The sequence below is a fragment of the Brevundimonas sp. genome, from assembly GCF_051858995.1.
In the GTDB taxonomy this organism is placed as follows: Bacteria; Pseudomonadota; Alphaproteobacteria; order Caulobacterales; family Caulobacteraceae; genus Brevundimonas.
The window spans coordinates 424,682-437,764 of record NZ_JBHYGN010000007.1 but is presented as its reverse complement, the minus strand read 5'-3'; the positions used below and the strand labels follow the sequence as shown (position 1 = coordinate 437,764).

14 protein-coding genes are annotated in these 13,083 nt (G+C 69.3%); 9 read left to right on the top strand and 5 right to left on the bottom strand.

What is annotated here, in order from left to right; translation table 11 throughout:
• Nucleotides 1-52: 52 nt before the first annotated feature.
• Nucleotides 53-655 (bottom strand): nitroreductase family protein, encoded by a 603-nt coding sequence (locus tag ACTIEF_RS07060; RefSeq protein WP_439471406.1) that lies wholly within the window; start codon nucleotides 653-655, stop codon nucleotides 53-55.
• A gap of 45 nt (nucleotides 656-700) precedes the next feature.
• Here ACTIEF_RS07060 and ACTIEF_RS07055 point away from each other — a divergent pair, with 45 nt between their 5' ends.
• The 3 genes from ACTIEF_RS07055 (at nucleotide 701) to ACTIEF_RS07045 (ending at nucleotide 2,838) form a co-directional block, all read left to right on the top strand.
• The gene (locus tag ACTIEF_RS07055; RefSeq protein ID WP_439471405.1) at nucleotides 701-1,351 is read left to right on the top strand and encodes an NUDIX domain-containing protein; all 651 of its coding nucleotides are present in this window, start codon (nucleotides 701-703) and stop codon (nucleotides 1,349-1,351) included.
• A gap of 19 nt (nucleotides 1,352-1,370) precedes the next feature.
• Entirely contained in the window at nucleotides 1,371-2,195 is an 825-nt protein-coding gene (gene cysE / locus ACTIEF_RS07050; RefSeq protein ID WP_439471404.1) for a serine O-acetyltransferase, read from the top strand.
• A gap of 433 nt (nucleotides 2,196-2,628) precedes the next feature.
• The gene (locus tag ACTIEF_RS07045; RefSeq protein WP_439471403.1) at nucleotides 2,629-2,838 is read left to right on the top strand and encodes a DUF3126 family protein; all 210 of its coding nucleotides are present in this window, start codon (nucleotides 2,629-2,631) and stop codon (nucleotides 2,836-2,838) included.
• 68 nt (nucleotides 2,839-2,906) lie between these two features.
• On the opposite strand, the gene ACTIEF_RS07040 is transcribed toward ACTIEF_RS07045, so the two are convergent.
• Nucleotides 2,907-3,341, bottom strand: coding sequence for a hypothetical protein (locus tag ACTIEF_RS07040; protein WP_439471402.1), 435 nt, complete (start codon nucleotides 3,339-3,341; stop codon nucleotides 2,907-2,909).
• Nucleotides 3,342-3,597: 256 nt separating this feature from the next.
• Between ACTIEF_RS07040 and ACTIEF_RS07035 the strand changes: the two genes are divergently transcribed.
• From ACTIEF_RS07035 to ACTIEF_RS07020, 4 genes are all read left to right on the top strand, one after another.
• Nucleotides 3,598-4,467 carry a 50S ribosomal protein L11 methyltransferase gene (locus ACTIEF_RS07035; protein ID WP_439471401.1) on the top strand — a complete coding sequence of 290 codons (870 nt, stop codon included), beginning with the start codon at nucleotides 3,598-3,600 and terminating at the stop codon, nucleotides 4,465-4,467.
• Between the two features lie 57 nt (nucleotides 4,468-4,524).
• Nucleotides 4,525-5,007: a hypothetical protein gene (locus tag ACTIEF_RS07030; protein ID WP_439471400.1), complete on the top strand. Its 483-nt coding sequence runs from the start codon at nucleotides 4,525-4,527 to the stop codon at nucleotides 5,005-5,007.
• 34 nt (nucleotides 5,008-5,041) lie between these two features.
• Complete coding sequence (locus ACTIEF_RS07025; RefSeq protein WP_439471510.1) at nucleotides 5,042-6,853, top strand: aminopeptidase P family protein; 1,812 nt, start codon at nucleotides 5,042-5,044, stop codon at nucleotides 6,851-6,853.
• A gap of 75 nt (nucleotides 6,854-6,928) precedes the next feature.
• The gene (locus ACTIEF_RS07020; RefSeq protein WP_439471399.1) at nucleotides 6,929-7,918 is read left to right on the top strand and encodes an aldo/keto reductase; all 990 of its coding nucleotides are present in this window, start codon (nucleotides 6,929-6,931) and stop codon (nucleotides 7,916-7,918) included.
• Nucleotides 7,919-7,964: 46 nt separating this feature from the next.
• Here the strand turns inward: ACTIEF_RS07020 and ACTIEF_RS07015 are convergent, their stop codons facing one another.
• From ACTIEF_RS07015 to ACTIEF_RS07005, 3 genes are read right to left on the bottom strand one after another with little or no spacing between them, the layout of a single operon-like run.
• Nucleotides 7,965-8,387, bottom strand: a complete 423-nt coding sequence (locus ACTIEF_RS07015) for a DUF2147 domain-containing protein (RefSeq protein WP_439471398.1) — start codon at nucleotides 8,385-8,387, stop codon at nucleotides 7,965-7,967.
• A 17-nt stretch (nucleotides 8,388-8,404) separates the two neighbouring features.
• Entirely contained in the window at nucleotides 8,405-10,744 is a 2,340-nt protein-coding gene (gene ligA, locus ACTIEF_RS07010) for an NAD-dependent DNA ligase LigA (RefSeq protein ID WP_439471397.1), read from the bottom strand.
• 56 nt (nucleotides 10,745-10,800) lie between these two features.
• Entirely contained in the window at nucleotides 10,801-11,406 is a 606-nt protein-coding gene (locus ACTIEF_RS07005; protein WP_439471396.1) for a hypothetical protein, read from the bottom strand.
• A gap of 143 nt (nucleotides 11,407-11,549) precedes the next feature.
• Between ACTIEF_RS07005 and ACTIEF_RS07000 the strand changes: the two genes are divergently transcribed.
• Both ACTIEF_RS07000 and ACTIEF_RS06995 read left to right on the top strand, forming a co-directional pair.
• Nucleotides 11,550-12,509 (top strand): M28 family peptidase, encoded by a 960-nt coding sequence (locus ACTIEF_RS07000; protein ID WP_439471395.1) that lies wholly within the window; start codon nucleotides 11,550-11,552, stop codon nucleotides 12,507-12,509.
• A 12-nt stretch (nucleotides 12,510-12,521) separates the two neighbouring features.
• Nucleotides 12,522-13,076 carry a hypothetical protein gene (locus ACTIEF_RS06995; RefSeq protein ID WP_439471394.1) on the top strand — a complete coding sequence of 185 codons (555 nt, stop codon included), beginning with the start codon at nucleotides 12,522-12,524 and terminating at the stop codon, nucleotides 13,074-13,076.
• The last annotated feature ends 7 nt before the right edge of the window (nucleotides 13,077-13,083 follow it).

Below are 13,083 nucleotides of genomic sequence, written 5' to 3'. Positions count from 1 at the left end.
TGACCCTGCTGTTCGCCGTGGCCACCATCCTGCAGGTCCGCGAACTGCTGCTCTAAGGCAGGTACTGGGTCCGCTCGGCCAGATTCGGGCGCGGGCGCTCCAGCGGGGCCTCCGCCAACGTGCCGATGTGGATGAAGCCCGCGACCTGTTCGCCCGGCTGGACGCCGTACAGGGCCATGGCGGCGGCGTTATAGCTGTACCAGTCGGTGATCCAGCTGGCCGAATAGCCGAGCGCGTTGGCGGCGTGTTCGAGGTTCATGCAGACGGCGCCGGCGGACAGGTGCTGCTCCCAGACCGGGACCTTCTGGCTGTCGACCGGCGAGCAGATGACCAGGATGGTCAGGGGCGGGGCGGTGAGCTTGCTCAGCACCTTGCGGGCCTTGTCGGGGCCGGGCTGGCCGTCGGCGAGCGGCAGCAGCTTCTCGGCCAAATCGGCGCGGCTCTGCGGGCCCATGACCACGAAGCGCCAGGGGAAGAGCTTGCCGTGGTCCGGGGTGCGGGCGCCGAGCAGGAGGATGCGCTCGATTTCCTCGCGCGATGGGCCGGGGCCGGTCAGGCTCTGGGCCGGGGCCGAGCGACGGCGGGCCAGCCGGTCCTGGAAGTCGGCGGAGGCGACGGGGAGGGGCAGGGCTGCGCCCAGATCGGTGTCTGTCATGAGGTGTAGCTAGTCGTCCGAGCGGCAGTGCGCCATACCCGGACCATGACCGACTCCCGTGACGCCTTCGACAAGGACCGCCCGACCCCGCTGTGGGACGATGGAAGCGACCGCCCGCCGCCGTGGAAGGATGCGGGCCACAGCGTCTTCTTCGAGAGCCCATGGATGAAGCTGACCCGGCACGACGCGACCGCGCCGACGGGGCACAAGGCCGACTATATGGTCATGCGGCCGCAGAACATGTCGGTGGGCGTGTTGCCCCTGCATGCGGACGGGACGGTGACCCTGGTGGGCCAGCAGCGCTTCGCCCTGATGAACTGGTCGTGGGAGATGCCCGAGGGCGGCGCCCCCTATGGCGAGGACCCGCTGGAGGGGGCGAAGCGGGAACTGGCCGAGGAGGCCGGTCTGGCGGCGGCGCAATGGCAGCTGGCCTATCGCGCCGAGATGTCGAACTCGATCACCGACGAGCGGGCCATGGCCTGGCTGGCCTGGGACTTCACCGAGGTGCCGGTGGCGCCGGACGAGACCGAGATCATCCGCGTGATCCGCGTGCCGTTCGGCGATCTGCTGCGCGAGATCGGGCGCGGGTCGATCCGGGACATGTTTACCCTCGCGACAGTGCTTAGGGCCTATCATATGGCGCGAGAGGGTGAACTGCCGCCCGAACTGGCGGAGGCCATGCTGGCCAGCGTATGATCGCCGCCTGATGGAGCCCATGATGCCCAAGCTCGAAGTGGTCGCCGCCGAACCGGACGCCTGGACCCTGCTGCGCAATGCGGCGGAAGAGGCGGCGCGCGAGGAGCCGCATCTGGCCTCGCAAATGAATGCGGTGGTGCTGTCGCACGGCGACTTCGCCTCGGCGCTCAGCTTCCAGATCGCGCGCAAGATGGGCGACGCCGAACTGGGCGCCATGTCGATCCGCGAGGTCTGCCGCGACGCCTTCGCCAGCGACCCGGCCATTGTCGCCGCCGCCGAGGCCGACCTTCAGGCCGTGGCCGAGCGCGATCCGGCGATCCGCTCGTTGCTGCAACCGTTCCTGTATTTCAAAGGCTTCCAGGCGCTGCAGGCGCACCGGGTGAGCCATTGGCTGTGGACGCAGGGCCGCGACACCCTGGCCTTCCACCTGCAAAGCCGGATGTCGGAGCTGTTCCAGATCGACATCCATCCGGCGGCGAAGCTGGGCGCGGGCCTGTTCTTCGACCACGGCACCGGCATCGTCATCGGCGAAACGGCGGTGGTCGGAGACGAGGTCTCCATGCTGCACGGCGTGACCCTGGGCGGCACCGGCGCGGACCGTGGCGACCGCCACCCCAAGATCGGCAAGGGCGTCCTGCTGGGCGCCGGGGCCAAGGTGCTGGGCAACATCACTGTCGGCGACTACGCCAAGGTGGCCTCAGGCTCGGTGGTGCTGAAGCCGGTGCCGGCGGGCTGTACCGTGGCGGGCGTTCCGGCGCGGCTGGTCAACTGCCCGACCGAGGCGACCCCGGCCCGGACCATGGACCATACGCTGGCCGACATCGTGTATGATTTTGTGATCTGAGGCGGCGGTGGGGGCGTCATTGAACCGTGATGGGACAGAAGTCTTCGTCCAGATGGTGACGAAGGACCGGGGCGGTCGCACGGTTGTCTTGGCTGTCCCGAATAATCAGAAATCCGTAGATGTCGGTGATCGGTTCATCTGGAGTTATGAGGCGCCGCAGGCTCGGGACGGCATACTTGCCGGGAGCCACGCTGCTGACCCGGTGAACGTCAGGGCAGTGTCGCTGACAGTTAGGGCGATCACGACAAGAGATTCGGAAACAGCTCGCGTTGAACTCCTCCCTCATGGGCATACGGCCGGGTTATATCTTGAGGGTGATGGGCTGGAGTTCGTTACGAACAGCTCCCTTCTGGTCACTGAGGCCTGAAGGCTTCCCCTGACGCCCCCCTTTCTCTAGGGTCCGCGCCAAATTCCAGGACACCGAGGACCTCCCATGAACGCCCACGACATGAAGCGCGTCGAGACGCACCTGAAGCGCACCTTCAACACCGGCGGCATCATCGTGAAGCCGCGCGGCAAGCCGGCCGACTCGGCCGAGGTCTATGTCGGCGACGAGTTCATCGGCGTGGTGTTCGAGGACGAGGATGAGGCGGGCAGCTTCATGTTCGAAATGGCCATCCTGGCGGAAGACCTGCCGGAATAGGCCGCCGAACAGCGACATGAAAAAGGCCCCGGGGAGAGATCCCCGGGGCCTTCGTCATTTCAGCGCGATCAGTTGGACTTGCCGAAGATGCCGTCCAGCAGCTTGGCGAAGAAGCCCTTCTCGGCGGGCTTGGGCGCCGGGGCGGCGGCGGGCGCAGCAGCCGGAGCGGCGGCGGCCGGAGCCGGGGTCGGCGCGGGCGTCGGAGCCGGGGCGACCGGAGCAGCGGCGGGCTTGGACGCCGGAGCGGCCTTCGGCGCAGCGGCGGCCTTCGGAGCGGCAGCCTTCGGAGTGGCGGCCTTGGCGGCCGGCTTCGCAGCCGGCTTGGCGGTCTTGGGGGCGGCGGCGGGCTTCGGCGCGGCCTTCGGGGCGGCAGCCTTCGCAGCCTTGGGCGCGGCAGCGGCCTTGGCGGCCGGTTTGGCGGCGGGCTTCGCGGCAGCCTTGGCCGGAGCCTTGGTCGCCGCGGCCTTCGGCGCAGCGGCCTTGGCGGGGGCCGAAACCTTCACGGCGGGCTTGGCCGGAGCCTTGGCGGCCGGCTTGGGAGCAGCAGCCTTGGCGGCGGGTTTTGCGGCGGCGGGCTTCGCGGCACTCGACTTCGCGGCCGGTTTGGGCTTGGAAGCAGCGGACGCTGCCGGTTTGGCGGTACTCGACTTAGACGGTGCTTTGGCCATGAATTCCCCGACCCCTCGGATGTTGCGATTGCTGGCGATGGAGCGCACGCCAGCGCGTGTCTCGATTCGTGATCATAGCGGCGTTTGAGAAATGTCCGAGTCCGCTGTTCAGATTATCGCGCGGGGCCCCCGTGCTGTTGCAGAAACCGCCGCCTCGGCGCTGGACGAGAACGTCCTGCTGGAAGGCGCGACCTATTCGATCCTCGAGGAAGACGAGGACAAGGGCATCTGGCGCATCGACGCCTTCCCGACCACCGATGAGGAGGCCGAGGGCATCGAGGCGACCCTGTCGGCCCACGAGGGCCTGACGGTCATAATGGAGAAGCTGGCCGACGCCGACTGGCTGGCCATGTCGCTGTCGGGCCTGCCGCCGGTCGAGGCGGGGCGTTTCTTCGTCTATGGGGCGCACGATCAGGGCCGGGTGCCGGTCAACAAGGTCAATCTGAAGATCGACGCGGGCGCGGCCTTCGGCACCGGCCACCACGGCACGACCGTGGGCTGCCTTCTGGCCTTTGACGAACTGCTCAAGCGCGAAAGCTTCGAGCGGGTGCTGGACGTCGGCTGCGGCACGGGCGTGCTGGCCATCGCCGCGGCCAAGACCGGATCGCGCGTCGCCGTCGGCACCGATATCGACGCGCCGTCGGTGCGGATCGCCAACGAGAACGCCGAGATCAACCAGGCCAGCGCCCGCTTCGTGCACGCCTCGGGCCTGAACGACCGCAAGGTGCGCAGTCAGGGGCCGTACGATCTGGTCTTCGCCAACATTCTGGCCCCGCCGCTGGTGAGCCTGTCGCAGGACATCAAGGAAGCGCTGAAGCTGAACGGCGTGGCCATCCTGTCGGGCCTGCTGCGCACCCAGGAGCGCCGGGTGACGGCGGCCTATCTGTCGCGCGGCTTCGTGCTTGAGCGCCGCATCCACCGAGACGCCTGGAGCGCTCTGGTTCTGCGTCGGGTGGGTTAACGACGGAACGCGGGCCGGGTCGGGGCCGTTTCGCCGGAAATATCCGGAGGAAGGCCCGTGACCTACGATCCCAATCTTGAGCCCATGAGACCCGGCGACACCGTCGTGCGGGAAACCGTCGTCACGCGCGGACCCGCCGCCGAGACGGTGGAGACCGTCGTGGTGCGCGAGTCCAACACCGGCTGGTGGGTGGCCGGCGTGCTGGGCGGACTGGTGCTGATCGCCGTGCTGTGGATCCTGTTCTCGCGCGGGCCGACGCCGGTGACCGACGAGGCCCTGCTGGAGGCCCAGGCCGATGCGGCGGCGGCGCAGGCGCGCGCGGATCAGGCCGCCATCGCCGGTCAGGTGGCGGGCGCTCAGGCCAGCGTCGACATCGCCCGCGCCGACGCCGCCCGCTCGTCCGCCGAGGCCGCTCGCGCGGATGCCGAAGCCCGCGCCGCCGAGGCGAGGGCGGCTCAGCCGGTGGTGATCGAAAGCCCCGCGCCGGTGACGGCGCCGGGCGCTCCGGCGGTGATCAGCCCGACGGCGCCTCAGAACTAGAACCGGCGCGCAAGGCGGTGCTATGCCTCCGCCCATGCGCCAGACCTATGACGAAACCACCGATCCGTCCTTCGGGGCGAAGCACCTCCCGCGCGTGCGGGCCAAGATGGCCGAGCAGGGCCTCGACGGCATGCTGGTCCCGCACGAGGACGAGCATCAGAACGAATATCTGCCCGCCGCCAATGACCGGCTGGCGTGGGTGAGCGGCTTCACCGGCTCGGCGGGCGCGGGCGTGGTGCTGACGGACCGGGCGGCGGTGTTCGCCGACGGCCGCTACACTGTTCAGGTGCGCGCGCAAGTCGACGCGGCGCAGTTCGAGATCCTTGATCTGGTCGAAGGCGGCGTGCCTGCGTATCTGGAGCGCGCGCCCAAGGGGGCGGTGATCGGCTATGATCCGCGGCTGCACAGCCCTGATGCGCTGGCGACCCTGAAGAGGGCCGCGGCCAAGGCCGGGGCCGAGCTGCGGCCGGTCGAGGTCAATCCGGTCGATCAGGCCTGGGGCGACGAGCGTCCCGAACAGCCGATGGCGCCGGTCGTGCCGCACGACGACAAATACGCCGGCGAGAGCAGCGCCGCGAAGCGCGCCCGCATCGGTCAGGCCGTGGCCAGGGCCGGGGCGGATGCGACGGTGCTGACCGCGCCGTCGTCCATCGCCTGGTTGTTCAACATTCGCGGCGGGGACGTGATCCGCACGCCGCTGCCGCTGTCTCAGGCCATCGTGAAGACGGACGGGACGGCGCAGCTGTTCATGGACCCGCGCAAGGTGACCAACGAACTGCCCGGCTGGCTGGGCGATGCGGTGACGCTGGAGGCCCCCGAGGCGCTGGACGCCGCGCTGGACGCCTTGGCGGGGCACAAGGTGCTGGTCGATCCGGGGCAATCGTCTGCCTGGTATTTCGACCGGCTGGAGGCGGCGGGCGCGACCGTGGTGCGCGGGATGGATCCCTGCACCCTGCCGCGCGCGCAGAAGAATGCGGTCGAGATCGAGGGCTCGCGTCAGGCCCACATCCGCGACGGCGCGGCCCTGAGCCGGTTCCTGCACTGGGTCGATACGACCGCGCAGGAGACCCTGCCGGACGAGCGCGAGGTGGCCGAGACGCTGGAGCGCTTCCGCGAGGAGACGGGGGCGCTGAAGGACCTGAGCTTCGACACTATCGCGGGCGCCGGGCCGAACGGGGCGCTGCCGCACTACAAGCCGGTGACGCGCACCATCCGCCGGATCGAGAAGGGCTCGCTGCTGCTGGTGGACGGCGGCGGCCAGTATTTGGACGGCACCACGGATGTGACCCGGACCATGGCGGTGGGCGAACCGACGGCGGATCAACGCCGCATGTTCACCCTGGTGCTGAAGGGCCATATCGCCATGGCCGTGGTGCGCTTCCCGGCGGGGACGACGGGGCACCAACTGGATGCGATGGCGCGCTATCCGCTGTGGATGCAGGGCTTCGACTATGACCACGGCACGGGCCACGGCGTCGGCTCGTATCTGGGCGTCCACGAGGGGCCGCAGCGGATCGCCAAGGCGGTGAACACCCAGCCGCTGCTGACCGGCATGATCCTGTCCAACGAGCCCGGCTACTATCGCGAGGGCCACTGGGGCATCCGCATCGAGACCCTGCAGGTGGTCACGGCGCCCGAGCCGATCCCCGGCGGCGAGCGGCCGATGCATGGCTTCGAGCAACTGACCCTGTCGCCGCTGGACAAGAAGCTGATCGACGTCGATCTGCTGACCGCCGACGAGCGCGCCTATGTCGACGCCTATCACGCAGAGGTCTGGGCCAAGGTCGGCCCGCTGATGGACGGCGCGGCGAAAGCCTGGCTGGAGACGGCCTGCGCGCCCTTGTAGCCGACGCATTCGGCGCCCAGTTGAGAAGCCCGGCGGGAGCGCCCGCCGGCTTCCTTACAGACTGGAGACATGCCGATGAAGACGCGCACGCTGGGCCGCTCGGGCCCTGAGGTTTCGGCCATCGGCCTGGGCTGTATGGGAATGGCGTCCTTCTATGGGACGCCTTCGGATGAGGCGCAGGCGACGGCGGTGATCCACCGCGCGCTCGACCTGGGCCTGACCTTCTTCGACACCGCCGAGATGTACGGCCCCCACACCAATGAGGTGCAGGTCGGGACGGCGCTGAAGGACCGGCGCGACAAGGCCTTCGTCGCCACCAAGTTTGGCATCGGCTGGAACGCGGACCGGACGGCGCTGGCGGTGGACGGCAGCCCGGCCAATGTGCGCCGCGCCATCGAGGGCAGCATGCAGCGGCTGGGGATGGACCACGTCGATCTGTACTATCTGCACCGGGTCGATCCGAACACGCCGATCGAGGAGACGGTGGGGGCGATGGGCGAACTGGTGAAGGAAGGCAAGGTGCGCTTCCTCGGCCTGTCGGAAGCTTCGCCGGAGACCCTGCGCCGCGGCCACGCTGAACATCCGATCACCGCCCTGCAGACCGAATACTCGCTGTGGAGCCGCGAGCCGGAGGACGAACTGTTCGCCACCTGCGAGGCGCTGGGCATCGGTTTCGTGCCCTACAGTCCGCTGGGCCGGGGCTTCCTGTCCGGGGACATCAAGTCCATCGACGATCTGGAACCGGGCGATTTCCGTCGCTCCAACCCGCGCTTCATGGGCGAGAATTTCCAGAAGAATCTCGACCTCGTGGAAGCCGTGAAGGGCATCGCGGCGGACAAGGGCGTGACCGCCGCCCAACTGGCCTTGGCCTGGGTGCTGGCGCAGGGCGAGCATCTGGTCCCGATCCCCGGCACCCGCCGCATTCCGACGCTGGAGGACAATATCGCGGCGGCGGAGATTGCGCTGACGCCCGAGGACCTGTCGCGGATCGAGGCGGTCTTCCCCAAGGGCGCCGCGCAGGGGCATCGCTACGCCGAGGCGGCGCGCTCGTCGCTGAACCGCTAGGACAGATCGGGGCCGGGTCGGAGTGATCCGGCCCGGTCTTCTCGTTCTACTGGATGCGGGTCCAGGTCTGGGTGCGGCACAGGGGGGCGACGACGCAGCCGCGCAGGCGAAGGGTGTTGTCGCCCTGCATGGTTATGGTGCCGCGATAGGTGCGGCCGTCGGCGGGGTTGTAGACGCTGCCGCCGGTCCATTCGGTCGGGCCGCCGGTGAAGCCGCGCAGCATGGGCAGGTTGCGCAGGGTGCGGGTGCGCAGATTGCGGTCCGAGTTGTGCTCGTCCTGCGCCGCCGGATTGCTGCGGATATGGTCGGAGGTCACCAGCGTGCCGCACAGGGCTTGGCCGCAGCGGGTGATGCGGACCTGACCGCCGTTGGTGGGGGTCTGCCACAGGCCGGTCGGATCGCCCGCGAAGGCGGGGGCGGCGAAGGCGGCGGTGGCCGTGAAGACGGCGGCGAGGAGGGCGGTACGCATGGAGAACTCCAGAAGGATCAGCTGCCGATCAAGGCCAGCCATTCGTCTTCAGTCAAAATCACAACGCCGTGCTTCTGCGCATCGGCCATCTTGGACCCCGCGCCGGGACCGGCGACGAGGTAGTCGGTCTTCTTCGAAACCGAGCCGGAGACCTTGGCTCCGAGGCTTTCGGCGCGGGCCTTGGCCTCGTCGCGGGTGAAGCGTTCCAGGGCGCCGGTGAAGACCACGGTCTTGCCCGCGACGGCGGTGTCGGTCTGGGGCCGTTCGGCGTCCTCGACCGTGTCGAGCTGTTCGATGAGCGCATCGACCACGGCGCGGTTGTGCGGCTCGTGGAAAAACTGGGCCAGGGCGCGGGCGGCGACCGGGCCGACGCCGGAGATGCCGGCGATCTCGCCCAGGGTCATCGAAGGCCCTTCGTCGCGCGCGATCTGCGCCAGACGGACGATGGCGGGCCAGTCGGGGGCCAACAGGGCGAGGGCGCGGCGGGCGGGTGAGGCGACGCCGGGGAAGGCGAGGGACAGCTTCTGGTCCAGCGGCGCCTCGGGCCAGGGATCGGCGGCGGGCGGCGTGGCGGCGGCGAGGACGGACAGGGTGCGTTCGGAGACGCCGTGCCCTTCAGCCAGTTGAGTCCAGTCGGCGGAGGGGATGCCCCGTGACGCCTTAAGGCAGGCGGCGTGGAAGGCGGTCCATGAGCCGAAGTGGCGGGCGAGCAGAATGGAGGTCTGTTCGCCGATGTCGCGAATGCCGAGCGCGAAGATCAGCCGGTCCAGCGCGATGACGCGGCGGGCGTCGATGCCCTCGACCAGATTGCGGACGCTGGTCTCGCCATAGCCGTCCTCGTTGCGCAGGGCGGCCAGCCTCTCCTCGTCGCGGGCGAGGCGGAAGATGTCGGCGGGCTGATGCAGCCAGCCGCGTTCGTGGAAGGCGATAAGCTGCTTCTCGCCGAGGCCCTCAATGTCGAAGGCGCGGCGGCCGACGAAATGCTTCAGCCGTTCGACCAGTTGGGCGTCGCAGATCAGGCCGCCGGTGCAGCGGCGACGGACCTCGCCCTCAGGCCGTTCGGCTTCTGAGCCGCAGACCGGGCAATGGGTCGGGAAGACGTAGGGGGCGGCGTCAGCGGGACGCTTGTCCAGCACCACGCTGACGATCTGGGGGATGACGTCGCCCGCGCGCTGGAGGACGACGGTGTCGCCGATGCGCACGTCCTTGCGGGCGATCTCATCCTCATTGTGCAGGGTGGCGTTGCGGACCACGACGCCGCCGACGGTGACCGGGTGCAGGCGGGCGACCGGGGTCAGGGAGCCGGTGCGGCCGACCTGGATGTCGATGCCTTCAAGGACGGTCTGGGCCTGCTGTGCCGGGAATTTGTGGGCGATGGCCCAGCGGGGCGTGCGGGCGATGAAGCCGAGGCGCGCCTGCCAGTCCAGACGGTCGACCTTGTAGACGACGCCGTCGATGTCATAGCCGAGGTTGGCGCGGTCGGTCTGGAGGCCGTCGTAGAGGGCGATCAGGCCCGCCGCATCCTCGACCCGGGCCGAGCGCGGATTGACCTTGAAGCCCCAGGACTTGAGCGCGTCGAGCGCGTGGGCCTGGGTGTCGGCGAAGTCGGCGGACTTCTCACCCCAGGCGTAGGCGAAGAAGCGCAGGGGCCGTTTGGCCGTGATCGTCGGGTCCTTCTGGCGCAGGGAGCCGGCGGCGAAATTGCGCGGATTGGCGTAGGTGCGCTGGCCGGCCTCTTCGGCGGCGGTGTTGAAGGCGTCGAACTCGTCGTTGGGGGCGTAGACCTCGCCGCGCACCTCGATAACGTCGGGCCAGCCGAAGCCGCTGAGGGTCTGGGGGATGTCGGCGATGGTCAGCAGGTTGGCGGTGACGTCCTCACCGGTCTTGCCGTCGCCGCGCGTGGCGCCGCGGACCAGCTTGCCGTGTTCATAGCGCAGGCTGGCGCTGAGGCCGTCGATCTTGGGTTCGGCGACGAAGGCGATGTGCTCGTCCGCGGGCAGGCTGAGGAACCGGCGGATGCGGGCTTCGAAATCGGTCACGTCCTCGGGCGCGAAGGCGTTGTCCAGCGACAGCATGGGCACGCCGTGGCGGACCTCGGCGAACTGGCTGGAGACCGGGCCGCCGACGATCTGCGACGGGGAGGAGGCCGTGGTCAGGTCGGGGAAGCGGTCCTCGATGTCCAGCGCGCGACGCTTGAGGGCGTCGTAGTCGGCGTCGCTGATCTCCGGCGCGTCCTCGGCGTGGTAGAGGGCGTCATGGCGGGTCAGTTCGGCGGTCAGGCGCGCCAGCTCGACCTCGGCGGCGGCGAGGTCCAGCTGATCTACGGGAATGTCGGTCGTCGGGATTCGCTCGGCCATGGCTACCGTCTGCCCAAGTCGAGCGCCGCCCGCAACGGGCGGTTCCCCCGCTGCTGTCAGTTCGTCGGCAGGGTGGAGCGGTCGTAGTCCGCGCCCATGTCGAAGATGAAGACCGGACCCAGGTCGATGGTCTGACTGGCGCCCGCCAACTGGACCGTGGCGCCGAGCGCGCCCGGAGCCCAGTCACGGTCGGCGACGGCGTTGGCGAAATAGAGCTTCCATTCGCCGGTCGGGGCGACAGGCGTGCTGACCACTTCCGGATAGGGATCGGCATTGCCCTGCAGGCGGATGATGGCCTGACCGGTCTCGCGGCCCTCCGGCGCGCGTTCGACGCGCATCCAGACGGCCAGCAGCAGGACGTCGCCCGCCTTGACCGGCTTGGTCGAGACCGAGCCGGCGCCCACGTCCCAGGTGTTGCCCCCGGCGGCGGTGATGTTGACCCGCAGGGCGTGGCCGCCCTGGACGGTGGAGGTGACGATCTCGTGCGTCTGGTTGGCGCCGTAGACGTTCCAGCTGCTGACGTGGACGGTGTTGACCGCCTTGTCGAGCATGGAGCCGCCCTGACGCGGGGCGGCGGCCGCAGCCTCCTGCGCGGCGGCGGGGACGGCGGCCAGGGCCAGAGCGGAGCCGACGGCCAGCGCCGTCAGGGTGCGTGTGATCATCTTGTCCTCCCGGCGGCTCTTGGACGGGCCGCTCTCAAGCGGACTGTTATCCGGGGTCGGGAACGGTTCAAGCCTACATGAAGACCCTGTAATCTGACGTGACCGCAAAGGCCTGCTAGCGTCGCGGCGAAAGAGGAGATTCCATGCTTCCGATCCGCCGTCTGGCTTTGACCTCCGTCGCCGCGAGCCTGCTGCTCGCCGCCTGCGCCACCACCAGCGCCCCGGTGGCGCCGCCCGCCCCGGCGGTCCCGGCCTTCCAGGCGCAACTGCTGGAAGACGTGCGCATCCTGGCCTCGGACGAGATGGGCGGTCGCGACACCGGCTCGGCGGGCGGCGAGATGGCGCGCAACTACATCGTCGGCCGCCTGGAAGCGTTGGGCGTCGCCGCTCCGGCCGTGGGTCGCCTGCAGCCGTGGGAGGCCACGGGCCGCACCCGGACGGGGCCCAAGGTCTACAACGGCATCAATATCATCGGCGTGATCCCGGGGACCCGGGTGACGGACAAATACATCGTGGTCACCGCCCACTACGACCACGTCGGCACTCATGACGGTCTGGTCTTCAACGGCGCGGACGACAACGCCTCTGGCGTGGCGACCATGCTGGCGCTGGCGGCGGACCTGAAGCGTCAGGCGCCGGAGCACAGCGTGATCTTCGTGGCGCTGGACGGCGAAGAGCACGGCCTGCTGGGCGCCAAGCATTTCGTCGAGGCGCCGCCAGTGCCGTTGGCCTCGATCGCCATGAACCTGAATTTCGACATGACCGCCCGCGCCGAGACCGACGGCAAGCTGTGGGTCACCGGCACCTATCAGAACCCGACCTTCCGCCCGATCCTGGAAGGCATTCCGGCCGATGGCGCGGTGGCATTGGCCTTCGGAAAGGACACGCCTCAGGACACCGGCGAGGACAACTGGGTCGAGGCCTCGGACCACGCGCCCTTCTACCACGCCCAGGTTCCGTTCCTGTATCTGGGGGTGAATTTCCACCCCGACTATCACCGTCCGTCAGACGATTTCGAGCGGATCACGCCTTCGGTGTTCACCAGCGCGACCGCGCTGTCGATCGCCTCGTTCCGGGCGCTGGACCGCGCGCTGAACCGGTAGCAGTCTGAACTGATGCGCAAGCTTTCCCTTCTGGCCCTCGCGGGTCTGACCGCCCTGACCCTGGCCTCGTGCGACAACGGCGGGGGCTCGCGCACCGCCGCGCCGCCGCCGCCGGCCTTCACCCACACCGCCTCGGGCGACCTGTCCGGCTATTATATGCCGATGGATCCGGCGCGGGTGGGCAAGTGGTCGTTCGACCATGTCTTCGTCGGTCAGGCGGCCGAGTTTGAAAGCTGGAAGGCCGGGCAGCGCTCCGGGACTTTCGCGCCCGTCATGCTGCAGTTCGACGATACGAGCAGCCCGATGGTCCAGACCGAGCTCGGCGAGGCGCACAGCGTCACCGTGCGGGTGCTGCCAACCTCCTACAGCGTCAATGACGCGGAAATTCGCTTCGAGGGCCGCTCGCCGGAGCTGGGCGTGGTGATGTTCAGCGGGCGTCTGGATCAGGGCGCGCTGGCCACGGCGCGTCGCAACCTCGGCGACGAGGGCGTGGTGCTGACCGGTTCGCTGAAGGTCGGGGACAACGCCGCGCAGGCGGTGCGCCTGCGCTGGTGGATGGGCGACTGACGGGGAT

Excerpts from the sequence above, each read along its gene's own strand:
- ACTIEF_RS07060 (WP_439471406.1), bottom strand. The coding sequence starts at position 655 with ATGACAGACACCGATCTGGGCGCAGCCCTGCCCCTCCCCGTCGCCTCC.
- ACTIEF_RS07055 (WP_439471405.1), top strand. The coding sequence starts at position 701 with ATGACCGACTCCCGTGACGCCTTCGACAAGGACCGCCCGACCCCGCTG.
- cysE (WP_439471404.1), top strand. The coding sequence starts at position 1,371 with ATGATGCCCAAGCTCGAAGTGGTCGCCGCCGAACCGGACGCCTGGACC.
- ACTIEF_RS07045 (WP_439471403.1), top strand. The coding sequence starts at position 2,629 with ATGAACGCCCACGACATGAAGCGCGTCGAGACGCACCTGAAGCGCACC.
- ACTIEF_RS07035 (WP_439471401.1), top strand. The coding sequence starts at position 3,598 with ATGTCCGAGTCCGCTGTTCAGATTATCGCGCGGGGCCCCCGTGCTGTT.
- ACTIEF_RS07025 (WP_439471510.1), top strand. The coding sequence starts at position 5,042 with ATGCGCCAGACCTATGACGAAACCACCGATCCGTCCTTCGGGGCGAAG.
- ACTIEF_RS07020 (WP_439471399.1), top strand. The coding sequence starts at position 6,929 with ATGAAGACGCGCACGCTGGGCCGCTCGGGCCCTGAGGTTTCGGCCATC.
- ACTIEF_RS07015 (WP_439471398.1), bottom strand. The coding sequence starts at position 8,387 with ATGCGTACCGCCCTCCTCGCCGCCGTCTTCACGGCCACCGCCGCCTTC.
- ligA (WP_439471397.1), bottom strand. The coding sequence starts at position 10,744 with ATGGCCGAGCGAATCCCGACGACCGACATTCCCGTAGATCAGCTGGAC.
- ACTIEF_RS07005 (WP_439471396.1), bottom strand. The coding sequence starts at position 11,406 with ATGATCACACGCACCCTGACGGCGCTGGCCGTCGGCTCCGCTCTGGCC.
- ACTIEF_RS07000 (WP_439471395.1), top strand. The coding sequence starts at position 11,550 with ATGCTTCCGATCCGCCGTCTGGCTTTGACCTCCGTCGCCGCGAGCCTG.
- ACTIEF_RS06995 (WP_439471394.1), top strand. The coding sequence starts at position 12,522 with ATGCGCAAGCTTTCCCTTCTGGCCCTCGCGGGTCTGACCGCCCTGACC.